The 26,058-nt window shown below is 42.8% G+C and carries 23 protein-coding genes; 13 read left to right on the top strand and 10 right to left on the bottom strand.

Annotated features, from left to right (window positions below; translation table 11 throughout):
* A partial coding sequence (locus tag B4K11_RS13450; protein WP_292959428.1) for a response regulator occupies nucleotides 1-501 on the top strand: 501 nt, incomplete at its 5' end.
* Between the two features lie 12 nt (nucleotides 502-513).
* On the opposite strand, the gene B4K11_RS13445 is transcribed toward B4K11_RS13450, so the two are convergent.
* Together B4K11_RS13445 and B4K11_RS13440 are read right to left on the bottom strand one after the other, a co-directional pair.
* Nucleotides 514-1,320, bottom strand: coding sequence for a flagellin (locus B4K11_RS13445; protein ID WP_292959427.1), 807 nt, complete (start codon nucleotides 1,318-1,320; stop codon nucleotides 514-516).
* Between the two features lie 307 nt (nucleotides 1,321-1,627).
* Nucleotides 1,628-3,037 (bottom strand): SLC13 family permease, encoded by a 1,410-nt coding sequence (locus B4K11_RS13440; protein WP_292951187.1) that lies wholly within the window; start codon nucleotides 3,035-3,037, stop codon nucleotides 1,628-1,630.
* A gap of 117 nt (nucleotides 3,038-3,154) precedes the next feature.
* Here B4K11_RS13440 and B4K11_RS13435 point away from each other — a divergent pair, with 117 nt between their 5' ends.
* Both B4K11_RS13435 and B4K11_RS13430 read left to right on the top strand, forming a co-directional pair.
* Nucleotides 3,155-3,949, top strand: a complete 795-nt coding sequence (locus B4K11_RS13435) for an AraC family transcriptional regulator (RefSeq protein WP_292951185.1) — start codon at nucleotides 3,155-3,157, stop codon at nucleotides 3,947-3,949.
* Between the two features lie 213 nt (nucleotides 3,950-4,162).
* Nucleotides 4,163-4,495: a hypothetical protein gene (locus B4K11_RS13430; RefSeq protein WP_292951183.1), complete on the top strand. Its 333-nt coding sequence runs from the start codon at nucleotides 4,163-4,165 to the stop codon at nucleotides 4,493-4,495.
* Nucleotides 4,496-4,729: 234 nt separating this feature from the next.
* Here B4K11_RS13430 and B4K11_RS13425 read toward each other — a convergent pair whose 3' ends face one another.
* Together B4K11_RS13425 and hisC are read right to left on the bottom strand one after the other, a co-directional pair.
* The gene (locus B4K11_RS13425; protein ID WP_292951181.1) at nucleotides 4,730-4,918 is read right to left on the bottom strand and encodes a hypothetical protein; all 189 of its coding nucleotides are present in this window, start codon (nucleotides 4,916-4,918) and stop codon (nucleotides 4,730-4,732) included.
* Nucleotides 4,919-5,193: 275 nt separating this feature from the next.
* The gene (gene hisC / locus B4K11_RS13420; RefSeq protein ID WP_292951179.1) at nucleotides 5,194-6,264 is read right to left on the bottom strand and encodes a histidinol-phosphate transaminase; all 1,071 of its coding nucleotides are present in this window, start codon (nucleotides 6,262-6,264) and stop codon (nucleotides 5,194-5,196) included.
* 279 nt (nucleotides 6,265-6,543) lie between these two features.
* On the opposite strand from hisC, the gene B4K11_RS13415 reads away from it, so the two are divergent.
* A complete protein-coding gene (locus B4K11_RS13415) occupies nucleotides 6,544-6,939 on the top strand; it encodes a DUF2750 domain-containing protein (protein ID WP_292951177.1) in 396 nt (131 codons plus the stop codon).
* Nucleotides 6,940-7,706: 767 nt separating this feature from the next.
* On the opposite strand, the gene B4K11_RS13410 is transcribed toward B4K11_RS13415, so the two are convergent.
* Nucleotides 7,707-8,114: a bacteriohemerythrin gene (locus B4K11_RS13410; RefSeq protein WP_292951175.1), complete on the bottom strand. Its 408-nt coding sequence runs from the start codon at nucleotides 8,112-8,114 to the stop codon at nucleotides 7,707-7,709.
* 359 nt (nucleotides 8,115-8,473) lie between these two features.
* Between B4K11_RS13410 and B4K11_RS13405 the strand changes: the two genes are divergently transcribed.
* The 5 genes from B4K11_RS13405 (at nucleotide 8,474) to B4K11_RS13385 (ending at nucleotide 13,010) form a co-directional block, all read left to right on the top strand.
* Entirely contained in the window at nucleotides 8,474-9,550 is a 1,077-nt protein-coding gene (locus tag B4K11_RS13405; protein ID WP_292951173.1) for a hydrogenase small subunit, read from the top strand.
* Nucleotides 9,550-11,358 carry a nickel-dependent hydrogenase large subunit gene (locus B4K11_RS13400; RefSeq protein ID WP_292951171.1) on the top strand — a complete coding sequence of 603 codons (1,809 nt, stop codon included), beginning with the start codon at nucleotides 9,550-9,552 and terminating at the stop codon, nucleotides 11,356-11,358. The genes B4K11_RS13405 and B4K11_RS13400 overlap by 1 nt, the downstream gene beginning before the upstream one ends.
* 40 nt (nucleotides 11,359-11,398) lie before the next feature.
* Complete coding sequence (gene cybH / locus B4K11_RS13395) at nucleotides 11,399-12,190, top strand: Ni/Fe-hydrogenase, b-type cytochrome subunit (RefSeq protein ID WP_292951169.1); 792 nt, start codon at nucleotides 11,399-11,401, stop codon at nucleotides 12,188-12,190.
* A 124-nt stretch (nucleotides 12,191-12,314) separates the two neighbouring features.
* Complete coding sequence (locus B4K11_RS13390; RefSeq protein WP_292951167.1) at nucleotides 12,315-12,605, top strand: HigA family addiction module antitoxin; 291 nt, start codon at nucleotides 12,315-12,317, stop codon at nucleotides 12,603-12,605.
* 48 nt (nucleotides 12,606-12,653) lie between these two features.
* Nucleotides 12,654-13,010, top strand: coding sequence for a VOC family protein (locus tag B4K11_RS13385; RefSeq protein WP_292951165.1), 357 nt, complete (start codon nucleotides 12,654-12,656; stop codon nucleotides 13,008-13,010).
* Between the two features lie 32 nt (nucleotides 13,011-13,042).
* On the opposite strand, the gene B4K11_RS13380 is transcribed toward B4K11_RS13385, so the two are convergent.
* Nucleotides 13,043-14,809, bottom strand: a complete 1,767-nt coding sequence (locus B4K11_RS13380; RefSeq protein ID WP_292951163.1) for a DEAD/DEAH box helicase — start codon at nucleotides 14,807-14,809, stop codon at nucleotides 13,043-13,045.
* A 203-nt stretch (nucleotides 14,810-15,012) separates the two neighbouring features.
* Between B4K11_RS13380 and B4K11_RS13375 the strand changes: the two genes are divergently transcribed.
* Nucleotides 15,013-15,624 carry a transglutaminase-like domain-containing protein gene (locus tag B4K11_RS13375; protein ID WP_292951161.1) on the top strand — a complete coding sequence of 204 codons (612 nt, stop codon included), beginning with the start codon at nucleotides 15,013-15,015 and terminating at the stop codon, nucleotides 15,622-15,624.
* A 117-nt stretch (nucleotides 15,625-15,741) separates the two neighbouring features.
* Here B4K11_RS13375 and B4K11_RS13370 read toward each other — a convergent pair whose 3' ends face one another.
* From B4K11_RS13370 to B4K11_RS13360, 3 genes are all read right to left on the bottom strand, one after another.
* Nucleotides 15,742-16,884: a DUF5610 domain-containing protein gene (locus B4K11_RS13370; protein WP_292951159.1), complete on the bottom strand. Its 1,143-nt coding sequence runs from the start codon at nucleotides 16,882-16,884 to the stop codon at nucleotides 15,742-15,744.
* 216 nt (nucleotides 16,885-17,100) lie between these two features.
* Nucleotides 17,101-19,083: a cation:proton antiporter gene (locus B4K11_RS13365; RefSeq protein ID WP_292951157.1), complete on the bottom strand. Its 1,983-nt coding sequence runs from the start codon at nucleotides 19,081-19,083 to the stop codon at nucleotides 17,101-17,103.
* Nucleotides 19,084-19,193: 110 nt separating this feature from the next.
* Entirely contained in the window at nucleotides 19,194-19,751 is a 558-nt protein-coding gene (locus B4K11_RS13360) for a DUF2058 domain-containing protein (RefSeq protein ID WP_292951154.1), read from the bottom strand.
* A gap of 180 nt (nucleotides 19,752-19,931) precedes the next feature.
* On the opposite strand from B4K11_RS13360, the gene B4K11_RS13355 reads away from it, so the two are divergent.
* Nucleotides 19,932-20,924, top strand: a complete 993-nt coding sequence (locus B4K11_RS13355) for a serine/threonine protein kinase (protein ID WP_292951151.1) — start codon at nucleotides 19,932-19,934, stop codon at nucleotides 20,922-20,924.
* A gap of 54 nt (nucleotides 20,925-20,978) precedes the next feature.
* Here B4K11_RS13355 and B4K11_RS13350 read toward each other — a convergent pair whose 3' ends face one another.
* Nucleotides 20,979-22,400, bottom strand: a complete 1,422-nt coding sequence (locus tag B4K11_RS13350) for a diguanylate cyclase (protein WP_292951149.1) — start codon at nucleotides 22,398-22,400, stop codon at nucleotides 20,979-20,981.
* Nucleotides 22,401-22,483: 83 nt separating this feature from the next.
* On the opposite strand from B4K11_RS13350, the gene B4K11_RS13345 reads away from it, so the two are divergent.
* Nucleotides 22,484-24,430 carry a DNA topoisomerase III gene (locus tag B4K11_RS13345; protein ID WP_292951146.1) on the top strand — a complete coding sequence of 649 codons (1,947 nt, stop codon included), beginning with the start codon at nucleotides 22,484-22,486 and terminating at the stop codon, nucleotides 24,428-24,430.
* A gap of 637 nt (nucleotides 24,431-25,067) precedes the next feature.
* Nucleotides 25,068-25,526, top strand: a complete 459-nt coding sequence (locus B4K11_RS13340) for a DUF2846 domain-containing protein (protein ID WP_292959426.1) — start codon at nucleotides 25,068-25,070, stop codon at nucleotides 25,524-25,526.
* Nucleotides 25,527-26,058 lie beyond the last annotated feature (532 nt).

The raw sequence follows: 26,058 nt of genomic DNA, 5'->3' as shown, positions 1-26,058 counted from the left end.
CAGTGTTTAGCGGCGGGTATGGACGATTATTTGTTAAAGCCCCTAGAGTTAGAGCAACTGTCGAGTGTGCTAAGTCGTTATTTGTCCGCAGGTATGCATCAGGAATCATTACCTGCATCACCCCCTGAAGATGTTAAAGCGTATGCGGATGAGCTGAGCCATGCACTTACTAAAGATGTATATGATAGAAATGCAATTAAAGCATTGAAGCTTGAGCAGCAGTATTTAACAAACGTATTTAATGTTTTTTGGGAAACGGCTCCCCGGGAGATATCTGCTATTGAGTATGGGCTTAAGGAGCAGGATCTAGACCGCGTGCGAATAACCGCTCATGCAATAAAGGGCTCTGCTTTAATGCTTGGAGGGGCTCGGCTATCAGCCGTCGCTGAATATATAGAGAATAATGCCCGTGAAGGAATTTGTGTACCGATTGGGCCTGTAGTAGATCAACTAAATCACTGCCTTTCTGAATTTAAAAAAGCAGCGGCAGGGGAGTTTTAAGGTGGATTTTTATTAACTGCCTAATAGATTTAAGACCAGACCTCGGTTCGCGTTTGCTTGTGCTTGAATAGCAATGCCAACCTCCTGCTGAATTAAGGCAGCTGAGCGTTCTGATATAGCCTTTGCATAATCCGTATCACCAATTCTTGAGGCCGCTTCGGCTTGATTAAGGCTGCTTTCTGTTAGTGTGTTAATTGTGCTCTCCAACCTATTTTGGTTAGCGCCGATTTCACTCGAAACAGAAGATAAAAAATCTTGTGATTCATCAAGCAGGTCTAATGCTGAGCTATCCGTGATATCTAATGAAAATAGACCAATATCTTCTAGGGTGCCGGCTACATCAAAGGTGCCAACATTTTGAGAATCTTCTGAACCAGGGCCTGTTTGTAGTCTTAATTCACCGTCTTCTGCTAGCAGTGATTGACCATTAAATGTGGACTGATCAATGGTATCTCTTATGCCTTCTAATAAGGCATCCGCTTGCTTTTGCAGTGAAGCGCGATCATTGTCATTCAATGTTCCATTTTGAGCTTGGATAGATAACTCTCTTATCTGCTGCAAAGAGTCATTAACTTGGTTAACACTACCGTCCGCTATTTGCAGCGCGGATACACCATCTAAGCTATTCCTGATCGCGGTATTATCACCGATTACCTGACCTTGTAACTGTAGGAATACTTGTAAGCCCGCAGGATCAACAGCCGCATTGTTTATGCGCTGTCCAGAAGATAGCTGTTTATTGCTCTCGTCTAGGCGGTTTTGAACCTGATTGAATTGGTTGATAGAGCCCGTTGAAAGGCTTGTAGGATTAATTGACATTGCCTTCTCCCGCAGCTTCGTAAACTAAGTATAGCGGGAATGAGGATCAATGGTGTTGAGTTTTGTTCAAGAGACGGCGTATTAAAGGTAGGGAGATTAAAAAGATAAAAAAGGGCGTACAGAATACGCCATAAAATCTTGCTGGAACAATTACGTTGAGTGCGTTTCCGCACTAGACCTAAGGAGAAGAAGCAAAACCTATAGGCTGTAAAGATAGTATGTGTTCAGTCGTACTTCTTATATTCGTATTTGGTTTCATTGCATAAAGTAAGGGTATTAAATCCAATCCAAATTAAAACAAGCTAAATTAAATCCAATCTAAAAGGCACCACCATAAGTAATCCAAGGGGTAAAAAATAAGTAAGATTAGTGGCGTTGAGATTAAACAGACTTTCGCAGCGTGCTTAATGGGTACGCCAGCTAATTGCATTCCCACAATTAGAGGTGCCGATTGAAACGGAAACAGAATCGTTGAAAAACCTAAAACTTGCGTCATCAATACAGCTTCTAAACTAAAACCACTATTTAGACTCATCTGCTCCGCAAAAGGCGTAAGCACGGCGGGAACACCCGGTAGCGTTGTAAACACCCCGGTTACAAACGCTGTAAAGGCTAAAGAAAGGTAGCTCAAAAAGCTTTGATCGGGTGAGAGAGGAAGCCAATTGTTTAAAAGGGTTCCGGAAATTTCACCAATACCACTGTGATTAATCAGCGAGCCTAGACCTAGAATACCCACGACAAATATTAGTGAGCCCATCTTAAGCTTACTGTTAAAGCTTTCTTGGCTGACCAAGCCTATTCCGGGCATTAATAAGAAACAGGCGGCAGTCAGACCGATCCAAGCGGCCGATATTTGATGGAGAGAATCCGTTAGCCAGAAGCTAAGCGTAATGAACATTACTGCTATCAGTTTAAATTCGGCGTCTGAGATGGAAGGGACCGGCTGTTGGTTATTTGAACGTTTAGGTGTATCCGGGTAAAGCCATAGGATTAATCCAATAATTAGTATTGCTTTTAGTATCCCGAGAACGGGGAAGTGAAGTAAAAGGTATTCAGCGTAAAGAGGTACCCAATTGTAAATACTTTCAGCCGAACCGATCAGAACCATATTTGGAACATTCGCAGGTAGAATGGCAAATGTTGGTACATGGCAACCAAATGCAGCGGCAAGAGCCACACCAATATAGCCGTTACTCTCTTTACTAAATCCACAACCGGAAGCAATGGCCATCGCAATAGGGATGAAAATAACCGCTCGACCCATAGATGAAGGCATCAGAAAACCAAGTAACGTCGCCATAATAACAATGCCACTAATTAGCTTGGCATAGCTGCTATCTAACCTTCCGACAAATGTATGGGCGATACGTTTGGCTAGACCTGTTTCATTAATCGCAATCCCAATAATTAACCCTGAGAAGATCAGCCAGCATGCGGTTGAGGTAAAACCTGAGAAAACAACTTCCGCTGGGGCGAGGGCGAGCAGCATAGCGCTCACCATAAATATCAGTGCAGTAATATGTTCAGGGATAGCGCTCGTTGCAAACAAAATAAGGGCTGAAATAATCAGACAGGCTGCTAACAATTGGTTCTGATCAAATAGACTAGCAATATCACTTAAGGTAATGACTGCAATAGCGCAAGGAATCAGCAGCAAAGCCGAGAGTTGGGCACGGTGCAGATTTAATTTGATAGGTAAACTAGTAGGTAAATTCATAGCTAAATCAATACCATCACACATCATTGAATATTATTGGCATTTATTCTTACAGGTATGAGATAGTGCTTCAGTCGATAAAGTGACAATAAATATCGAATATAGGACATTATTGCTATGAGAAACCAGCCGATAAAGCGATTTCCCTCAGATATTGGGCAGCATGTTGATCCTAGTCGCCCGATTATTGGGTTGCGTGGTCAGTTGGATGTGAATGTAGATATGGACCCCCATAAACACCCAAGGGGGCAACTCGCTTACGCCTGTAAAGGTATCATTCGTGTATACACCCATGCTGGGAGCTGGGTTGTTCCGCCTAATCAAGCTGTTTGGGTTCCGGGCAATGTTTATCATCGAACGGTCGCGGAAGTCAGTGCAGAGTTACGCCACCTGTTTGTGGATCCGGCATTTCTTCACCGTTTATCAGATCAATGCAGTGTTGTGGAAGTATCACCTTTACTCCAAGAGCTGATTTTACGAGTGGCTGATTTCGGCACCGATTACGAGCCTGAAAGCTCCGCAAGTCGAGTGTGTGCCGTTATTTTGGACGAGCTTCAGGCATTGCAACCCTCACTGCTTTACCTCCCCGCAGCCAGTGACCGTAGGCTGCAGCGCATTATGGAAGCGATGATCGCTAAACCCAATACGGAAGAGGGCTTAAGGTATTGGGCGGCTAAAGTAGGCGCAAGCGAACGCACAATCAGTCGATTATTTATTAAAGAAACAGGTATGACCTTCCAGCAATGGCGTAAAAGATTACTGCTGCAAGAAGCGGTTGAGCGTATTGGCAAAGGAGAGGCCGTTATTGATGTTGCATTAGAGTTAGGCTATCGAAGCCCAAGCGCATTTGTAGCAATGTTTCGTAAAACCTTAGGTAAACCGCCGGGGCAGTACTTTAGTGAGGGAAGGTGAGTAACCTGTTATCCATACAAAATACTCGTGATGGTAAAAGTTATAATCATCCTAGCCTATGCAACAGCAATAACTCTTGGGCAAATGAAAGGGTTTGATGGCATAACACAGCGAGTGAAGGGCATTATATTCTCAGAGAGTTAATAGGCGGGTTCAGAGTACCTATTCATAGGTTATACTCGGCTCCTTTAATCAGCATTAAGGCACTTTAGCATGGCATTTAAATTTTTTTATACTGATTATTCTACTGATAAAAGTGTGCGCTCGGATGAAGCTGTATCAGAAACCGTAGATAACGTTATTGAGTATATGAAAGCGATCCTCAAGGAAGAAGATAACTTCGTCGGGTTGATTGATGAAAATAATCAGATGTTGCAGTTTATGGTTGAGGATGATGGGTCTATATGCGCCGATGTTCCTATGCATGATCGTAAAGGTTCGCTTACTAAAAATGCTGACCTTAACGAAGCCATTGAGATTGTTCTCGGCCTAAAGGACGAGATTGTATGGGAAGAGATTGACGGACTTGAGTTTAAGCCTTGGTAATATCTTGTTCGATAGGTAAAAGCAAAAGAGCCTGTTAATAGAGTGCTAATAGCGTACTTATCGACCACATCTATATTAGAAAAATGGCCCTCCTAATTGTGTCATAGGTAAGTTTTTCAATGCTAGAATACGGGGGAGGGAGTGGCTATCGACTTTAATTAAAGACTAACAATTAAGGTCTGTAATGAACGTTTGTACGTTCATTACCCCTCGATGATAACTAGGTATCTATAACTAGGTATCTAATCGCCCTTTAATCATTGCTTCTACATTATCTAATTTAACCTTCATTCTTTTTATATCTGAATCATCGTCAGCGGTTACGGGTGAGATCTGCAGCATATCTAGCATCTCTACTAGAAAAGCTTCCTCATTCATTTTTTGGAGTTGGTCTTGGTTCCAAATTTTCTGTTCAAGGCCCATGATTATTCCTCTCCTGAAAAAATTACACCCTTTAAGGTATGAGCGACAACTGTACTTTTTTCAAGTTTGGTGTGAAAAATATGATCTGATTTTTTTCAATTAGGCGTTAATAGGGACACTAGAGAGTATTGAACCCTCATGTAGTGCTAGTTGAGGAGTAGAGGCAACTTATCGGTTGGATGAGATACTTTAACTTGTTAGGACGCTATTAAAAATGAGAAAGCCCTAGTTTTGGCTAGGGCTTTAAGCGTATGCATTAGGTGCGATGAACTCAATTATATCTTAAAGAGGTCTGGGTGTTGCTCCAAGGTGTCGACCAAAAGCTGCATCTCTTCAGGTGTACCAATAGTAATACGTAGGTAATTATCGATGCCTGGCTTGCTAAAGTAACGAACCAAGATTTTTTTAGTGCGTAAAAAGCCCATTAGCTCAGCTGCTTCAACGATACGGTGGCGTGTAAATAAGAAGTTGGCTTTCGATGGCAGGCTAACAAAGCCTAATTCGGCCAAACGCTCAAAGGTCCATTCACGGGTATCGATGATCTTCTGTGTTGTTTCTTCAAAGTAAGTATTATCTTTGATTGCCTCGACAGACGATTCGATAGCCAGCATATCTAGAGGGTATGAATTAAAGCTGTTCTTTACACACTCTAGTCCTGCAATGAGGTTTTCATGACCAATAGCAAAGCCGACACGCATGCCAGCTAAAGAGCGTGATTTCGAGAATGTTTGAATGACTAATACATTGTCGAAACGTTGCGTCAGATCTACCGCAGAGCTTGCACCGAAATCCACATAAGCTTCGTCGACCACGATAACAGTTTCAGTGTTACGTTTAGCGAGAGCTTCAATATCACCTAACTCAATTGCACGGCTGGTGGGAGCATTTGGATTAGCAAAGATGATGCCGCCATTTGGCTGATCATAATCATCTAGGTTTAGCGTAAATTCATCTCTAAGTGGAACCTGCTTAAAATCTATATCGAACAGATTACAATAAACAGGGTAAAAGCTATAAGTGAACTCAGGCATCAAGAGGGGCTGTTCTTGCTGGAAGAAGGCAGCAAAAGTGTGAGCAAGAACCTCATCAGAACCATTACCTACAAATACATGCTTACGTGCAACCTTAAAATGATCAGCGATAGCGTCCTTTAACTGGGTGCAGTCGGGATCAGAATAGAGTCTTAAGCGGTCGGTATCAAAATTATTGATAACCGCAGCAGCCAAAGGAGAAGGCGGATAGGGGTTCTCATTGGTATTGAGTTTAGTAATACCCGACTCTTTAGGTTGTTCACCGGGGACGTAAGGGGTTAGACGCTTAATCGCGTCGCTCCAATATTTGCTCATTATGAATTCCATGATGGCCTAACCGAATAAAAGCTAATCGTTCTAATAGAGGTTGAATCGACGGCAAGAATAGCAGAAAAGCGTTAGGCGTATAAGCCTGATCATTAAGAGCCATCTGTTACTGAAGTTATGATGATGGCGGTATATAAAATTGTGTGGCCTTATCGCCGGTCTTAAAAGAGTGATGGTTTGCATCCTTAATAGAAGTAATCATCTCTTTATAGAAGTAATCATTAAGGAATTGTTTTATCCTGTTCTATTTTCGTGACGGATACCCATATGTCGACATTAAGTAATGATTCTGATTTGGCTGCTATTCAAAAATTGAATGATGAAGAGCTGTACGCTTTCTTTGTGAAAGAAGCGGCAACCTCTCGTGAAATCTGGATCTTAACTGATCAATATGGCAGCGTAATGCTGAATACTGACGACGAAGACTGTGTTCCTGTATGGCCAAATAAAGCGCTGGCTGAAGCTTGGGCAACAGGAGAGTGGGATGCATGTAAGGCGGAAGCAATTACTTTAGCTAAGTGGCATAGCCATTGGACGCCAGGCTTAGAGGATGATGAGTTTGCAGTCGTAATCTGCCCGTTTGAAGATAGAGAAGGTCTGGTGGTATATCCGACCGAGCTAGATAAAGCACTGACTAAGAAAACGAAAAAGCTTAAAGTCTAAATTTTTAAGGTTTAGGGCCTGAGGTTTAGGGGCTGAGGCTTAAGGCTTAAAAAACTAAAGCATAGAAGTTTGATGCTCAGTAAGCCTCAATTCCTTCTTCATGTTTGAGCAGTCATGCTTATGGCTGCTTTCTGTTTCTATTGCGAATTAAGCAAAGCGCGCTTAAGATCTGATCTTATTCGAAGTGATCTTCCTTAGAATTTCTATTCAATCCTCATCGCATACGTTTTACTTAATTTTTAACGTCTGTTATCTCGCTAAGCAAATCGGTCTAACGACATTGATACAAACCGTATCGATCAAACCGTATCGATCAAACCGCATAGATCAAACCGCGTAGATCAAACCGTATAGATCAAACCGCGTAGATCAAACCGTATAGATCAAACCTTATAGATCAAACCTTATAGATCAAAGATGTCGAAATAACGCCCCGCTTTTTCTGAAAAAACCTCTATCTACAAACTATATGTTGCCTGTATTTATACCGTTATCTTCTGTATTTTTTAGCTATATATCTGTAGAGGATTTTTGTTAATCAGGAAGAGGGGAAGACGCGCTAGTGCCCAGCTTATCAGTTGATAGCTGGGACGCTTTGGCAGCTTTTAAAGGTGATTAGTTAAATGTGATTTGTTAAAGATGGTTAGTAAAGGCGAAATGCTAAAGCTGAAAGGCTATAAGCAAGCCGGTAGAGCATAGTACTTAAAGATGGAGCCTAAAAGCTCAGTCAAAAACAGAGGGAACTGAGCTTCACTCGCTAATTAGATTCAGGCAGGCTGTCTGCTGATAAACATCGCAGTAACAGTATCCATGGTTTGTATGTGATTAGTGAACCAAGGAACGACAGTCTCTGTTAGATAGACCATCAGTTTTTCACGATCAGCCTCAGTACTCCACTGAGTGATGATCTCACGAAGCTCTGCAAGCACACGATCATGTTCACCTTTATGACAGCTGTAAGGGGGAAAGCTGATACGTACCATCTCTTCCTCTTCACGGGCAAAGTGCTCTTGGTTATGCTGGAAGAAGGCTTCTAAACATTGCGTTATGGCAGTCTTCTCTCCGCCGTCGAGTGCGCTGAAAAGTTGATTAAGTAATGTTACCGCTTCCTCGTGGTCATCGTTCATAAAGTCCATAGCGACTTGAGGAATGGCCTTAGCGTCAATTACTGGCATGAATCTACTCTCCTGAAGGTGAACGAATATCTTACTGATTAAATGTCTTAAAGATATTGATATTCATCAATAAAGATGGATATTAAATACATTATTTATAACAAAGAACTAAGACTTTTGTCTCTGTTAAGAGAGTAACCAATATTTGTTTAGGAGTGGTAAGTAAGCTAACTGATTAAAACACGAGTACATCTTAACCTGCTGAATATTAAGTGTTTATTTTATTGGCTCGATTATTGCGATAGGTAAAGAGTTGAGCAGTAGCGACTTAAAATAATGATAACTCACTTAGCTAATTAGACCCCGACATTACGTGGTTTATTGCATGTGACTCAGTGCTGATACTGGCGGAGAAACAGATGTCCCAGATAGAAACCTTTTATGAGGTAATGCGACGACAAGGTATTACACGTCGTAGTTTTCTCAAATATTGTAGCTTAACCGCAGCCGCACTTGGCTTGGGCCCAACCTTTGCGCCTAAAATTGCTAATGCGATGGAAACTAAAGAGCGTACCCCTGTTATTTGGTTACATGGGTTGGAATGTACTTGCTGTTCGGAATCGTTTATTCGTTCGGCCCATCCTTTAGTTAAGGATGTTGTATTGTCCATGATCTCGCTTGATTACGACGATACATTGATGGCGTCTGCGGGTCACCAAGCGGAAGCGATCCTTGAGGAAACTATCCAGAAATATAAAGGTAAATATATCCTTGCTGTAGAGGGGAATCCGCCTCTAAATGAAGACGGGATGTTCTGTATTGTTGGGGGGAAGCCTTTCCTCGACCAACTAAAACATGCTGCTAAGGATGCTGCTGCTGTTATCGCTTGGGGTTCCTGTGCTTCATGGGGTTGTGTTCAAGCTGCACGTCCAAATCCTACCCAAGCAGTACCTATTCATAAAGTCATCACTGACAAACCGATTATTAAAGTACCGGGTTGCCCGCCAATCGCTGAAGTTATGACAGGTGTTATTACTTACATGCTGACATTTGGTCGCTTGCCTGAATTAGACCGCCAAGGTCGTCCTAAAATGTTCTACAGCCAACGTATCCACGACAAGTGTTACAGACGTCCTCATTTTGATGCAGGGCAGTTTGTTGAAGAGTGGGATGACGAAGGTGCACGTAAAGGTTATTGCCTTTATAAAGTCGGCTGTAAAGGTCCTACGACGTATAACGCTTGTTCTACGGTTCGTTGGAATGAAGGCACCTCTTTCCCAATTCAGGCCGGTCACGGTTGTATCGGTTGTTCTGAAGATGGTTTCTGGGATAAAGGCTCTTTCTATGATCGCCTAACTGATATCAATCAGTTTGGTATTGAGCAAAACGCAGATGAAATAGGTATGGCTGTTGCTGGAGGCGTGGGTGCTGCTGTTACGGCGCATGCCGCAGTAAGTGCGGTCAAACGTGCTCAGCATAAAGGAGACCAGGAATAATGACTACCCCTTTGAATACAAGCGGTTTAGATAATAGTGGTCGTCGTATTGTTGTCGATCCAGTCACACGTATCGAAGGTCACATGCGCTGTGAAGTGAATGTTGACGAAAATAATATTATTCGTAATGCCGTATCTACCGGCACGATGTGGCGCGGCCTTGAAGTGATACTAAAAGGCCGTGATCCTCGTGATGCTTGGGCTTTTGTAGAGCGTATTTGTGGTGTTTGTACTGGAACGCACGCGTTAACCTCTTGTCGTGCGGTAGAGGATGCTCTAGGTATACAAGTTCCGCTCAATGCTCACCTTATTCGTCATATGATGGATAAAACTCTGCAGATCCATGATCACATTGTTCATTTCTACCATCTGCATGCATTGGATTGGGTGAATCCTGTCAATGCACTCAAGGCAGACCCTAAAGCAACTTCTGAACTACAGCAGATGGTGTCTCCGCATCATGCTAAATCGAGCCCTGGCTATTTTAAAGATGTGCAAACGCGTTTGAAGAAGTTTGTCGAATCTGGCCAGCTGGGTCTGTTTGCCAATGGCTATTGGGATAACCCAGCCTATAAATTACCTGCTGAAGCTGATTTGATGGCTGTTGCGCATTATCTAGAAGCTTTAGATCTTCAACGCGACATTGTAAAAATTCACACGATCTTTGGTGGTAAAAACCCACACCCAAATTACATGGTGGGTGGTGTAGCTTGTGCCATAAATATTGATGGTGTGGGTGCTTCGGGTGCGCCGGTTAATATGACGAGCCTTAACTTTGTGCTTGAACGTATTCGTGAAGCGCAAGAGTTTACTAACAATGTTTATATTCCTGATGTATTGACTATTGCAGGTGTCTATAAAGATTGGTTACACGGTGGTGGACTGGCTGCGTCTAACTTGCTCTCGTACGGTACCTATTCCAAAGTTCCTTATGATAAATCAACTGATATGTTACCTGCAGGTGCCATCGTTAACGGCAACTGGGATGAAGTGCTACCGGTTGATGTGCGTGATCCAGAACAGATTAAAGAGTTTGTTGATCACTCTTGGTATAGCTATGAGGGTGAGAAACAAGGTTTACATCCATGGGAAGGTGAAACCGAACCAAACTTTGAATTAGGCCCTAATACGGTGGGTACTAAAACAAATATCAAAGAGCTCGATGAGTCTGCTAAATACAGCTGGATTAAAGCGCCTCGCTGGAGAGGGCATGCGATGGAAGTGGGGCCGCTGGCTCGCTATATCATCGCTTATGCGTCAGGTACTGAAGTGGTCAAAGATCAAGTTGATCGTTCCCTGTCTGCCTTCAATCAATCAACAGGTTTAGATCTTGGTTTGAAGCAGTTCTTGCCTTCCACGCTAGGCCGTACATTAGCGCGTGCGCTTGAGTGTCAGCTATGTGCCGATACCATGCTTGATGATTGGCATCAGCTTGTTGGAAATATTAAGAACGGTGATAGCTCAACGGCTAACGTTGAAAAGTGGGATCCTAAGAGCTGGCCAAAAGAAGCGATGGGCGTAGGTATCAATGAAGCGCCTCGTGGTGCATTAGGTCATTGGATTAAGATCAAAGATGGCAAAATTGAGAACTACCAAGCGATCGTACCCACTACATGGAATGGTTCTCCGCGTGATTCCGAAGGGAATATCGGAGCCTTTGAAGCGTCATTGCTGAATACGCCAATGGAACGACCGGATGAGCCGGTTGAAATATTGCGTACTTTGCACAGTTTTGACCCTTGCCTTGCATGTTCGACGCATGTGATGTCTGAGGATGGTCAAGAATTGACGAAAGTTAAAATTCGCTAAGAGCAGGGTTTATTGATGCTGCTCTTCGGAGGTTATTCGTATGACAACAATAAGTAATGAGAAAGGGGGCAATGGGGAGCAAGGAGATGCTCAATCTGCTGATCCCCACGCAATTCAAACTGAAGGAACTCAAGCTCAAGAGGAAGGTTCAATTACACGTACGCAAACCGCCGTGTATGTGTATGAAGCGCCTTTAAGGTTATGGCACTGGGTAACAGTGTTTTCCATTATTACACTATGTATTACAGGGTACTTTATCGGTGCGCCACTACCGACGATGCCTGGTGAGGCCATAGATAATTATTTAATGGGTTACATTCGCTTTGCTCACTTTACCGCGGGCTACATTGTTTCAATTGCGTTCTTAGGGCGCATATATTGGGCATTTGTAGGTAATAGCCATGCGCGTGAGCTTTTCTTACCGAAGTTATTTAGTGGGAAGTTCTGGCGTGAAGTAACACACGAGATCCGCTGGTATCTGTTTTTAGAAAAAACACCCAAAAAGTACATTGGCCATAACCCATTAGGTCAGTTGGCGATGTTCTTCTTTTTTGTGATAGGTCTCACGTTCATGATTATCACAGGCTTTGCATTATATGCCGAAGGATTAGGTCGTGAGAGCTGGGCAGATATGATGTTTGGTTGGGTGATCCCACTCATGGGGCAAAGCCAAGACGTTCATACATGGCACCATCTGGGCATGTGGTATCTCATCACGTTTGTGATGATTCATGTCTATGTGGCGATCCGTGAGGACATTATGTCGCGTCAAAGCCTGATTTCCACCATGATCGGCGGCTGGCGTATGTTTAAGGATGATAAGCCTGATTAAAAGGCGACTTAAGTTTTTCTATAGAAACTCAAGTGCTACAGGGAGGTAGCGCACAAGGAATGTGCTTTAAAGATAGCCGAGGGATCATGTGATCCCTCGGCTTTTTTATAAAGGAGTTAGTTTTATGATTCGTGATAATAATGAAAATTATTGGCGTTTTTTACCGCGTAAACCTGAGCATCCAGGTGCATTTCTAGAGCGTTGTTACCTCAAACCATTAGCAATGAGTCAGTCGCAGCTAGCACGCCATCTTGGCATTTCTCGACGACGCGTAAATGAAATTGCCAATGGGCAACGTGCGATCAGTGCAGATACTGCTTTAAAATTGTCTCACTTTTTTAAAACTACACCTATGTTCTGGTTGGAAAAACAGCAGCTGTGGGAGCTGTATGAGGCGTGTAAAAAAACGGACTGATAGTTTATATTGAAATACTCTGTATACGTCTAAATGAGCATTTAAACTATGAGTACTGAAAATCATATTAATTATGTAGAACTACCTGCGAAAGATTTAGAGCAGATAAAGCGTTTCTATACGGATGTTTTCAGTTGGACATTTATTGACTATGGTCCAGACTATGTTGCCTTTAGTAATGCAGGCCTAGACGGTGGTTTTTTTAAATCAGATTTAAGCGCAACAACCCAAGCGGGCAGTGCTTTAGTTGTGTTGTATAGTCATCAACTAGAAGGCGTTCGTGCTCGAGTTATTGAACATGGGGGTACGCTAAGTCAGGATATTTTCTCTTTTCCCGGTGGTCGCCGTTTTCAGTTTTTTGATCCCTCAGGTAATGAGTTGGCCGTTTGGACGACCACTGAATAAGCGCTTTTATGAAGGTAGTGTAGCGTAGAGGTTTAAAGCTGATTGGCTTTTCTATAATTGCCTTCATAATCGAAAATTCTTTCCTGTACTCGCCAGTAATGGGTATGCTTTTTACCTATGACGAAGTCAGGGGCGGTCAGTAGAGATTCCACATTAAGGACATCTGCGATCGTGCGGAAGTTTGAAGGAGATTGTGAATTCGCAACCCGTTTACCATAGAGTCGATTGAAGACCGCTTTTTGAGCAGGCTTTGAAAAATCAAACGACTCACTCAGCTCTTCACCGTCTTCGCCATAATAGATAACTTTAAGGCCCGTTTTACTTTCTATAAGCTGCATACCTGCACAACGAATGACCATTGCATCTTTAAGTTTTAAGGCGTTCTTCAGCTGATCATCAGGGTCAATAATCGCTTTTTCACACTTGTTGCAATAACGTGCTGCAATGTCGTTTTCCGCATTACAGTGGGGACATTCTTTAAAGCGAAAACGGAAGTCACATTGCTCAGGTGTACTGTGATTAGCTTCCTCTGAATCTTCATCAAAATCTAATAACCCTTTGCAGCGACGTCCGTAGTGCTCGGTTATTTGCCCCTCTCTGTCGGTTTTGCCCCAAAAGATATTCGCAAAACCGCAAGCAGGGCAAAATACCTGAACGGGTTCTGAGTCTGAACTTGGTTTTTTCTCGCCGACTTCAGGATGATGAAGGTTAAAGTTATTACCTGCATAATCAATGACAAGGCATTCCTTTTTACCTTCGGATAGACGCAGCCCTCGACCAACAATTTGCTGATAAAGACTCACTGACTGTGTCGGCCTGAGTATGGCAATAAAGTCCACATGAGGCGCATCAAAACCGGTAGTTAAGACCGATACGTTCACTAGATATTTAATCTCTCGCTGTTTAAAGCGTTCAATTAAATGGTCACGTTCTAGATTATGGGTGGCTCCTGTAATCAGTGCGGTTTCATCTGCCGGAAGGTAACCGTTTATCTCATTGGCGTGCTGTACTGTAGCCGCGAAAATCATAACGCCATGACGTGAAGTCGCTTGCTCTTTTACTTGTTCAATAATGGTTTGGGTAACGCGAGGGTGTTTACCCAGAAGCTGGTTCACCTCTTTTTCTGCATATTCTCCCAAGCGGTTTTGTTTGAGGCTGGAAAAATCATATTGCTCAACCGTTGCGTCTACACACTTAGGTTCTGTGAGGTAATTATTGCGGATCATATAGCTAAGCGGTAGCTCATAGATGCAATGCTTGAATGGCTTATCAGACTCACTCCGTGCAAAACCACGGTAATGATATTGATAGACCCATCCCATACCTAATCGATAGGGCGTTGCTGTTAAACCTAAGACTTTTAAGTTGGCGTTTGCTTGACGCAGTTGAGCAATCAACTTGCCGTACTGGCTATCTTCATCGTCACTTAAACGGTGGCATTCATCAATGATAAGAAGAGAGTACTCATCGGTGAAGTGATCAAGATTCGCCGCTACCGATTGTATACTCGCAAAAGTAACTTGATGCCTGTTTTCCTTACGCTTGAGACCCGCAGAATAGATACCACCGGTAAGCCCATAGCTTTCATACTTTGCATGGTTTTGCTGAACTAACTCTTTTACGTGCGCTAAGACCAGTATTTTGCGTTTTGCTAACCGAGCCAGTTCTGCAATAACTAGACTTTTACCCGCACCCGTAGGTAGCGCAATAACGGCGGCATCATCGCATTTACGAAAATGGGTTAAGGTCGCATCTACCGCTTCTTGTTGATAGGGGCGTAGAGTTAAAGAGTTGTTCATGCGGGCGGGCTATATTTAAGAATCATTAATCTCTATTTTTACTGTAATGATGTCATACTGATTTGCAGATAAAGATATTGTATCGATGGCGAGTAATCTACTAATTTATTGTCTGCTACATTGTTCACACTGATTATATGCTATTGGATTAAATATAGGTTCAAAACAATGAGAGCTAAGTCAGAATAAAGTTATGGAATTGTATGAAAGCGTTTCTTGAAAGCAGTGAATATATAAACTGGGATCATCCTTTAATCATTGAGCAAGCTGATTTGTTGTCTCAAGGATGTAAGACTGATGAACAGATCGCAAAAAACTGTTTTGAGTTTGTTCGAGATCACATCTGCCATACCGGAGATCAAGGCGAAGGCCCTGTGACGTGTAAAGCGTCGGATGTTCTGCGTTATGGGACAGGCTATTGTTATGCAAAAAGCCATCTGTTAGCTGCTTTATTGCGTGCAAATAAAATTCCCGCCGCACTTTGTTATCAGCGATTAACTATTGATAGCGATAAGCCGCCTTATTGCTTGCATGGCCTTAATGCGGTTTATCTTAAGAGTTATGGTTGGTATCGGCTTGATCCGAGGGGGAATAAGCCAGGGATCAATGCACAGTTTTCTCCACCAGAAGAGCAGTTAGCATTTCCGGTAGTTATTACTGGGGAGCGCGATATAGCTCATCGCTTTGAAGTGCCGTTGCCTGAAATTTTAGCGGCTTTAAATCCGAGTTATACGGTTGATGATGTTGCCAATAACCTTCCAGATATTGATTCAGGCAGCTTTGAAAAGAGTAGTTTTGAAGAGAGCAGTTTTTAGAGAGTCAGTCAGCTCATAAGGTTTAGCAATAAGCCAATTTATAATTTTGTTTCGATGCAAAAAGAAAAACCGGCCATTACGGCCGGTTTAAGTATATGCAGCGATTAAGAAGGGGGGTTAATCGTCTGCGTCGTCCTGATCAAACCGGGTCATAATCTCGCGTAATAAACCGAAGTTACTGTCCAGTTTGCTCTGGGATTCTTCGTCAGCATCTTTATAACGAACGTCTTGATGAATTAAGTTATCTAATAGATCGGCACCAAATAGAGTGCTGTCTTCTAGGAACCCTAATGCTGGATTACCCATGAAACGATCCATATTATTCATCATCTGACCCAAATGGCGACCATTATCACCAAGCGGGTTATCCAATTGCTGAACTTGCTCATAAGCAGCTACGGCTGAGTAGCTTGCAGACTGAGTCATAGTTACATTCAAGTTCATTAATTGAGATTTGTCCATTTCTAACTCAGCTGCTTGTTCAAAAGCGTCTTGAACATCACCGCTATAGAAATCTTCAGCAATCAGGTTTATATCTTGGATCAGGGAGGTTAGGGCGTCTAACTCTTCCTCGTTTAAGTCACCTTCTACACTAAAGCTATAGCTACTGCTTGCGTTACGTTCAATACCAAAAGAAACAGCGCTGCTGTCACCGTCGGAGTATGCCCCAAGTGAAGCGGTAATACTTGCTTCACTGCTGAAGTTGATAGAAATTTTATCGCCTTCTTGAGTCATTACATCCATTGAAAACGATTCTGCTTTGGCATAACGCTCTGCAGCAGAAATGGATGTTTCTTTCATTGGTGCTGAATCACTTGTAGGCGCTAAACCCGCAAGTGCTTCAAAGGTCATCTCTTTTGTTTGATCAATTGTTGCAGAGATCTCAGGACTAAGCATGTCTAGGTCTTTGAGTATTTTGGTGGCTTCTTTGAAGCCCTTTTCAACACCGGAGACGGCTGCTTGGTACATACGATCAAGGTCTGCATCAGATGCGCCTCTTGAACGAGCCTGTTCTAGACCTTGAGCAACAAAGTCTGAAATTCGCAAGGCTACCTTTTCGGGAGAGTAATCGTTAGCATCCAGCCCTTTCATCTCGGATGCGCTCATTCCCGGAATATTTTCTGCTAGTTTGGCGACTAACTTATCTGCCGCAGATGCAGAACGACCACTGCTGTCTTTACCATCAGCAAATCCACCGGTAACCAAGGTTTCTTGGCGAACCTGAGAATAAGCGGCTTGGCTGCTTAATAAAACTTGCACGGGTTATTCCTCCACAGACAAAAATAGAATCATGACGATCCTGTTTTGTATCGTTCTATTTTAACTTAAACGGTATTGCTTAAAGGGTGTTATCGACAGATTTAGGTTTGTCTTTAATATAAATAATAGGACATGAAATAGTTTCAACCGTAATTTTCTGATGAAAAATTCATCAGTCATGCCTTTCTTATACCCAAAGGCTAAGAGTAGGGCTCTTTATTTACCTAATAATAGTATCTGTTCTGCGATCTCTATCTTATCACTAGGGCCTCTTAAAATAAGGATATCCCCGGCCTTACAAACCGTTTTCCCCTCGGGATTATGTTCTGATCGGTTATGACGCCTGATCATCGCTACGTTAACTTGACTCTCGTCGAGTGACAGCTCTTTTAATGTACGTTTACAGGCATAGCTTGCGTCATCAAGCGGAACGGGATGAAGAATCTCTTTCATCTTGCCTGTGCTATCAAATTTTTGAGAGTGGGTGCCGTGATAATAACCATGCAGCATACTGTAGTGCTCAGAACGAACATGGTTAATCTGTTTATTGATCGTATGATTAGGTACTTTTAACAGTGATAATATATGCGAAATCATCATCAAACTACCCTCAAACGCTTCAGGTATAACTTCAGTCGCGCCGGCATCATGAAAGGCTTCTAAGCGTGAGTCATCTCTTGTTCTAACCAGAATAGGCAGCTTTTCAAAGCGTGTACGAAGATGTTTTAGAGCCGTAATAGATGCATCAGGATCAGGGAAACTGAGAATTAACATCCTAGCCTGATGGCCTCCAACGGCAGAGATTACATCGTCACGGCGGGCATCACCAAAGCATATGTGCTCGCCTGCAGTAAAAGCTTCGGAAACACGTATGGGGTCATTATCAACAACAATGTAAGGGATCTGCGATTGATCTAGAAAGCGCGCGATAATCTGCCCTACGCGACCAAACCCGCAAATGATTACATGTTTATGTAAATTCTTATTCGGATTGGTTAACGCATCAGGTAGTTCTGTGGTTTGGCTTGCTTTAGGTTTCTTGTGAAGCCACTGACTTAATCGGTAGGTATGATTCATCAGCAAAGGCGTAATAATCATACTCGTGATAATCGTCGTTACGATGATGGTGTTTATCTCGGGAGCGATCAGGTCGTTACCCAGCGCCAATGCGAGTAAAGCAAAACCAAACTCTCCACCTTGGCATAGGCTAAGACCCGCGCGTAATGAATTCGCCGGGTCTTTGTGTAGAAGGCTACCGATGAGCGTGATAATCAGTGTTTTAAGTGTAATCAAGCCAAGGGTTAAGATAATCACCCAGTGACCATTCTGTGTAAGTACTTCTAGGTCTAATTGCATACCGACTGAGACAAAGAATAGACCCAGTAAAACATCACGGAATGGTCGTATATCTGCTTCTAACTGATAGCGATAGTGGCTTTCTCCCAGCATCATACCCGCTAAAAAGCCGCCTAAAGCCATCGATAATCCAGCTGTATGCGTTAACCAAGCAGCTAATAGGGCGGCTGCAAGACTGGTTAATACAAAGACATCGCTGGAACCGCTTCGTGCTGATTCGTGGAATAAAATCGGCATAATAATGCGACCTACAAACAGCAGTAGTACCAGTAAAGTAGCACCCTCTAATAGCATTAAAGCAATATCTGCATTACTCATCGTGGCATTGTCAGTGCCCAGTGTGGGAATCAGTATCAAGAAGAATACAGCAGCTAAATCTTGGAAAATGAGTGTGCCAACGGATAGCTTTCCATGTGCCGTATCTAACTCATTCCGTTGAATCAGTTCTTTACTTACGATAGCAGTTGATGAAAGACAGAGCGCGCCGGCAATGATAATCGACGTTACAGTCGGAAGATTAAATAGTAAACACAGTCCAAAAATGGCAAGAGAAGTTAAAATAACTTGCAGGCTACCGAGCCCGAATACCGCTTTTCGCATGGTGATCATGCGAGTAACGGAAAATTCTAAACCTAAAATAAAAAGTAGGAAAACCACGCCAAGTTCACTGAGTAGCTCGATACTGTGAACATCTTCAATGACCGCGAGGCTATAAGGCCCAACAAGCGCACCTACGCCAAGATAGGCAAGGATAGGGGGTAAATGAATCCGCCTAAACAGGGTCGTAGCGATGACAGCACAACAGAGAACGATTAAAAACTGTTCAAAGAATCCTAGTGTCATTAATTAACCTCTAATTAGAGCGATGAATAACCCAATTCACCTTATTTGCTGTTATGCAAAGGTACGATGGGTGTAAATTGGGTTATCCGAAAACCTATCTGACTTTATGTTTACCACATTAAATCATCAGGAATTTTATAATCTGCATACGGATCATCTTCATCCGGCTCTTCTTCTGGCTCAACTCGAATCACAAATTTAGGCAAGCGTTGCTCGATCTTCTCTGCAAACTTATCTGGTATTAGGTAGAACTTCTCTTCTAAAACGGCGATAGCGACTTGACCACGAATAAGTTGAGCTTGAAGTTCGCTTGTCACGTAGATCGTTTTAACCTTGTTTTCATAAGCAAAGTTATGAGGAAGCTCAGCGTCCTTTGGCAGATCAATCTGTTGTTGCTTAATCATTTGACGGCATTGTGCTTCGATCTCTTTATTTTGTCGCTCTTCATTGCGCTTAAGATTAAGTAGGCGGTCTTTCTCTTGTTTCTCTTTGCGCTGCTGCTCTAATTCTTGCTGCTTTAGTGCTTTTTCATCCGTCACTTTTTGCCCAGATTTACGCGCTTTGCTGGCCTGTTTGTTCTTCTTTTTCTTTTCAGCATCAGCTTTTTTTGCTTTTTTCTGATCGACCAAGCCGACATTCATTAATTGGTCTTTAAGTGAACCTGCCATAATCTTCTCTTAATACTGGATATACGAATGCGGAAACTATATCAAAATCTCCCCATCTATCCCTCTATTTTTAATAGCTTTCAGTATGTTAAATGCTTTGTTCAACAGCTTTAATCGCTTGCAGCTGCACTTCCTTCATCGTAACCTTCAGCTCTTTCATTACTTATAGCTGGAAATACCATGTCGGAACATGACAATGCTCATCCTTTTGAACGATTAACACCTTCTTTCTTGATGGATGCAGTTGAGACACTCGGATTCTGGTGTGACGGGCGCACATTTCCACTTAACAGTTATGAAAACCGTGTTTATCAGGTCGGTATTGAGGAAAAAGAGCCCTTAATTGCCAAGTTCTATCGCCCACAGCGATGGAGTCGAGAGCAAATCTTAGAAGAGCACAATTTCTGTTTTGAATTGGCAGAGCAAGAGTTACCGATTGTGACGCCACTTAAAAATGAAGAGGGTAGTACCTTATTCGATTATAACGGCTTTATGTTCTCTCTTTTCCCACGTAAAGGGGGGCATGCGCCTGAACTCGATAACATGGATAACCTATTCATTTTGGGCAGGTTACTCGGCCGGATGCATCAAGTGGGGGCCGTTAAGCCTTTTGAACATCGTCCAGCCATTACCACGCAAAATTTTGGTCATAACAGCGTTGAATTTATCAGCCAAAACTTTATTCCGCGTGAGTTAAAACCCGCCTATGAATCGATCTGTCACGATCTTCTACAAGCAATAGAAGAGATCAGTGCCGAGTGCGGAGAGATCAAGAAGATTCGTGTGCACGGTGATTGCCATTCAGGAAACATGTTATGGCGTGATGATGCGCCTCATTTTGTTGATTTTGATGATGCGCGTATGGCACCCGCTATGCAGGATATCTGGATGCTGCTGTCTGGCGATCGACATGAGCAAACCGCTCAACTGTCAGAAATAGTTGATGGCTATAACGAATTTAACGACTTTAAAGTGAATGAGCTGCGTTTAATTGAGGTGCTACGTACCTTAAGAATCATGTACTACAGCGCTTGGTTAGCGCGTCGTTGGGAAGATCCAGCTTTCCCTCATAGTTTCAGTTGGTTTAATACGGAACGTTATTGGGGTGAACATGTTTTAGAACTCAGGGAGCAGATGGCCATAATAAATGAAGAGCCTCTTAAGTTAATGTAATAAAGGTAACTCAAGATAAAAGAAAATAGCATCTTTAGAAAATTTGAGTTCATGCTAATTTTCTAAAGATGTATCGTTGCTAGCGATAACAACACAATTACGGCCGTTGCCTTTCGCTTGGAATAAGGCAGAATCGGCTTTGAAGACTAAGTCGTCATAAGTTTGGTCGTTATGCGACAGTATAGCTACGCCTAAACTACCTGAAAGCTCGATTGTATGGTTTCCTACGACTATGTTTCGATTAAGGCTATTACGCAGTCTTTCCGCACTTTTTATGGCACTTTGCTCATCATCGTGAAGTGTCATTACGATAAACTCCTCCCCTCCATAGCGTCCTACTATGTCACTTTCACGTAAGGTCATTTGAATAAGCTTGGCTGCGTGCTGTAAAACAATATCGCCTACTTGGTGGCCGTTTTGGTCATTAATTTTTTTAAAAAAATCTAAGTCGATCATGATGATAGCTACAGGTATTGAGTGACGCTTTGAACGCTCTATTTCAATCAACGCTCTTTTTTGGAAATGTTGGCGATCAAAAAGTTGGGTTAGCGGATCATGAATAGATCGATGATATGTTTGCATCCACAACTTGCTGCTGAAGCACGTTAATAAAGCGAAGGCGATAGACGCCACTAAACCCCAAATACTTAGTAGGTTATATTGGGAAACATGTGAGTGGTTGTTATTGGTACTGGCCGCAAGCTCCCATTGTCCTCCTGGCACGTTGATCAGCGTACTGAGGTAATGGTCATTAAATATTTCCTCAGAACCAAAGAACACTTTACCTCGGCTACCTTTCGCATTGGAGCCACGCAACACATAATGTGTTAGTTCGTCTTCTGAAACTATCTTAGCTTCTTCAAAGAGTGAATTGATATCGATGATTAAGGTTAGAAAGCCCCAAAAACTGCCCTCTGAGGTTTTACTGCTGTAGAGCGGTTGGCGCGCGATAAGAGCTGTTCCTCCTTGTTTCAATTCAAGCGGCCCCGCCATAATCATTGTTCGCGTTTGTATTGAATCTTCAATTATTTTTTTTTGTTCGGGAAGACTACGTAAATTGAGTCCTACGGTATTAGCGGTATCGTTGTCCGGATACACATATTTAACGATAGCAGCAGGTGACAATTGTATTTGCCTGATACTCAAGCGTGAATCGTGAAAACGGGTAGCTAAAATACGAAATTCTCGTTCAGTAATTTTATTATTTAGGAGTAACAGTGATTCTATAGCTTCGATAATGAGTAAGTTACTATTGATTGCCGTTTGCAACTGCGTTGATAAATGTTCTATTCGAGCAGCTATGTGGGCTTGGTATTGCTCATCATGAATTTTGGTGTCTAGGTGGACTAACCACTCGGAAATCAAAAGTGTAAAAGTGAAGACGACGACACCTAAAAGGTAGGGAAGCCTGTCTGGCCTTTTTAATAATGCCAGTACTTTTGAAGATAGAGGTTTTTTCTTATTTTTATAATCCATATCAGTACAGCCTAGTCGTTTTTTTGTGGAATGTGTTATTAATTTCCTATATCTTTATTACTGTTTTTTTATACAGTCTATTTATGATTTTATATATTGCAGAAAAGCCAAGCCTAGGTAGAGCCATTGCGGATGTTTTGCCTAAACCGCATAAAAAAGAGGAGGGCTGTATACGTGCAGCCAATGGCGATGTTGTTAGTTGGTGTTTTGGGCATCTGCTGGAACAGGCTGAACCTGATCAATACGATCCTATCTATAAGCAATGGAATCTTCAGCATCTACCGATCATCCCTGATGAATGGAAGATGCAGCCTAAGTCGAAAACGCGAAAGCAGATCGCGTTATTACGCAAACTGACAAAAGAAGCGGATGAGATCGTCCACGCCGGTGACCCCGACCGCGAAGGCCAGCTGTTAGTAGATGAAGTGATCGCCTATCTAAAAATCCCCAACTACAAGCGCGAAAGTATGAAGCGCTGTTTAATCAGCGATTTAAATCCTAAATCGGTTAAACGCTCATTAGCTCAGTTACGCTTAAACCGCGAGTTCATTCCGCTCGCCACTTCTGCTCTGGCGCGAAGCCGTGCGGACTGGTTGTACGGTATAAACTTAACCCGTGCATATACCTTGCAAGGCCGCAACGCCGGTTATAACGGCGTACTTTCCGTTGGTCGCGTACAAACACCGATTTTGGGCTTAGTTGTCAGGCGTGACCTAGAGATTGAGTCTTTTCAATCTAAACCATTTTATGAAGTATTAGCCCATCTTAAAACTGAGCAGGGCGAGTCGTTCAGCGCTAAATGGCAACCCAGTGAAGCGTGTAAGAAATGGCAAGATGAAGAGGGGCGGGTGTTATCTAAAGCCCTTGCAGAGAATGTTGTTTCACGTATTACAGGCCAACCGGCAGAGCTCCAATCGGTCGATAAAAAACCGAAAAAGGCCGCGCCACCGCTACCCTATAATCTCTCGTCATTACAGATCGATGCGAATAAACGCTTTGGCTTAAATGCACAGCAAGTTTTAGATACCTGCCAATCCCTTTATGAAAAACATAAATTGCTCACTTATCCTCGCTCAGACTGTCGCTATCTTCCTCAAGAGCACTTTTCTGATGCTAGAAACATCGCTCAGAAAATTCAACATCACTGTCCTCAGTTTGCACAATATGCAGCTGAATATGATTTCAATCGTAAGAGCAAAGCATGGAATGACAAAAAAGTGGAAGCTCACCACGCCATTATTCCAACCGACAGGAAAATGGACCTGAGCAAACTCAGTAGGGCAGAGCAACAGGTTTACGAGCTAGTGGCTCGGCAGTACTTAGCGCAATTTATGGCCGATCATCGCTATGCAGAAACCAAAGCGCATATCATCATTGCGGGTGGCGACTTTAAAGCCACCGCAAAACAGATTTTAGACTGGGGTTGGAAGGCGCTTTATCAATCGAAAAAAAGCACAGCTGAAAATACACAAAGTGCTGAATCTGAATCCCTGCTATCTGAACTAACACCTAAACAAATTCTAGAGTGCGTCAAAGGTGAGCTGTTGGAAAAAATGACACAGCCGCCCAAGCCCTTTACCGATGCAACATTGCTATCAGCAATGACAGGTATTGCCCGTTACGTAGAAGACCCAGAGATCCGAAAGGTCTTAAAAGAGACCGACGGTCTAGGTACCGAGGCTACCCGAGCAGGTATTATTGAACTGCTTTTTAAACGCCACTTCCTTAACCGACAAGGCAAGGCGATTCGCAGTACAGAAACTGGACGCGCCCTAATCTGTAGCTTGCCAGATAGCGCAAGCAAACCCGACATGACCGCACAATGGGAAGCTTCCCTCGATGCGATCAGCTCACAAACACTCAGCTATAAAGCGTTTATGCAGCCATTGAATGCAGCACTGGGTGAGATGATTAATCAGGCCAAGGTTTTGGATACATCCCTACTTAAAAATATAAAACAGAAACCGAAAGCGAGCTTTAAACGGAAGACAAAAAGGCGGGTTTCTAAAGGTAAGAGGGCGGTTAAGTAGTAGGGTTTATTTAATTTTATACTGTTTGCATATGCAGTATTCCATCTGGTTTATGTCTGTGTAAGGATAGTAGGACAGATTGACGCTTTTTCCCAAAGGCGTAAAACCATAAAGCAAGGAAAGCTTATGAAATTCAATACCTCACAATCCCCTTTTAATGTTTTCTCCCGGAGATATATGACAAATTGTCGTGTTTAATCGCGACAATCTGTCATATATTTAGCTGTTAGGTCGCATGATGGAAAATAGTGAAATTAAGCAAAAATACTCGACTCTACGAATAAGGTTCATTGCAATAAGCGGAGTATTCTTCGTATTAATGTGCGCTTGGATTTACATAAGTAGCTCTGCGCGAGAGGAATTACTAGGTATTCCATCTGCTGCGTGGCTGATTGCACTAGTCTTAGCTCTTACAGTCTATGGCGTTTTCTTTTTCCGTTTTTACCGTTGCCCTAACTGCGATTCCCGTTTACCGAAGGGATGGACTATCAAAACATGTCAAAGTTGCGGCTGCCATTTAAGCGAGCAGTGAAGTTATGCAACCTAACAAAAACATCAAAAGTCGCCCTTCGGGCTTGGACCGTCGCTGCGCTCCGGCCCTTTATGTTGGGCGTTATACACCACAAGGAAGCAAACATTGATATTTCGGATTTTAATTCTGTTCTTGGTAGCCCTAATACAGGGGTGCGCCACAACTAGTCCATACTGCCAAGTGCCTCAAGTTTCAGGTGAAGATAGCGCAACTTTGGTTATTTACAGGCCTGATGCTGCTTTTGGTATGTTCTATTCAACGCCGATGTCCATTGATGGATGCCGTATTGCAGACCTTTCTAATAATTCGTATCAAGTTTTTGATTTACCTTCAGGTAATCATAGAGTTGCAGCAGAAAAGAAAGCACTTGCTACGGGTGGTGATGGAGTGATTGAAGGAAACTTTGAAGCGGGTAAAACTTATTTTTTACATTATTCCATGAGTCCTGGCAGCCCATTTTATTTACCTGGTGGAGGAGTTGGCTTTACTACCTCAACCACTTTTTTCCTAGTGACTAAAGAGCATGCAATTCAAGCAATGCCAAAGTTACAAGGACAATTTTAATGTATAACAAAAATAAAAAGGGACTAAATAAAAAGGGACAGTCACTCTTCACCGTCAGGCACTCTTCAAGAAGACCCACTATTTTGTAATCTGATGTATGTGTATTTCTTAGCTTGCGAGGGTGGGATTGGTTAAGCCGGTTGTTTAAGCAGCTGTTCGTATGTTTTGAGTATTTTTAGTTCGATAGCCTTCCTCAGCGGTTCAGCTGATCCCTTTGTATTGCTGGTGGTTCTTTGTTTTCTTCAGGAGTGAGAGCGGCATTATGCCGCTGATACTCTTCGCCGCTTTCGTGCAAACTTATTCAGATAAAGCTTTTCAAATTGGGTGGCGTTGCTGAGCCACTCTTGTGGGGCTATTTCTAGTCTTTCGAGTATGGGGGGGAGGTGTGCGGAGATGGCACCGCGTTTGTCATCTCTTAGGATTCGCCCTGTCATGTCGACTAATTCTAAATAGTCTGTGAGGCTGAATAGTATGCGTGCTGTTCTTTATTTCTTACATCTCCTTCAAAGGTTGCTTAAGGCTTGATGTTCCG

It is taken from the genome of Neptuniibacter sp. UBA6509 (assembly GCA_002435145.1).
In the GTDB taxonomy this organism is placed as follows: Bacteria; Pseudomonadota; Gammaproteobacteria; order Pseudomonadales; family Balneatricaceae; genus Neptuniibacter.
The sequence above is the reverse complement of the archived record's forward strand: the minus strand, read 5'-3'. Positions and strand labels throughout refer to the sequence as shown.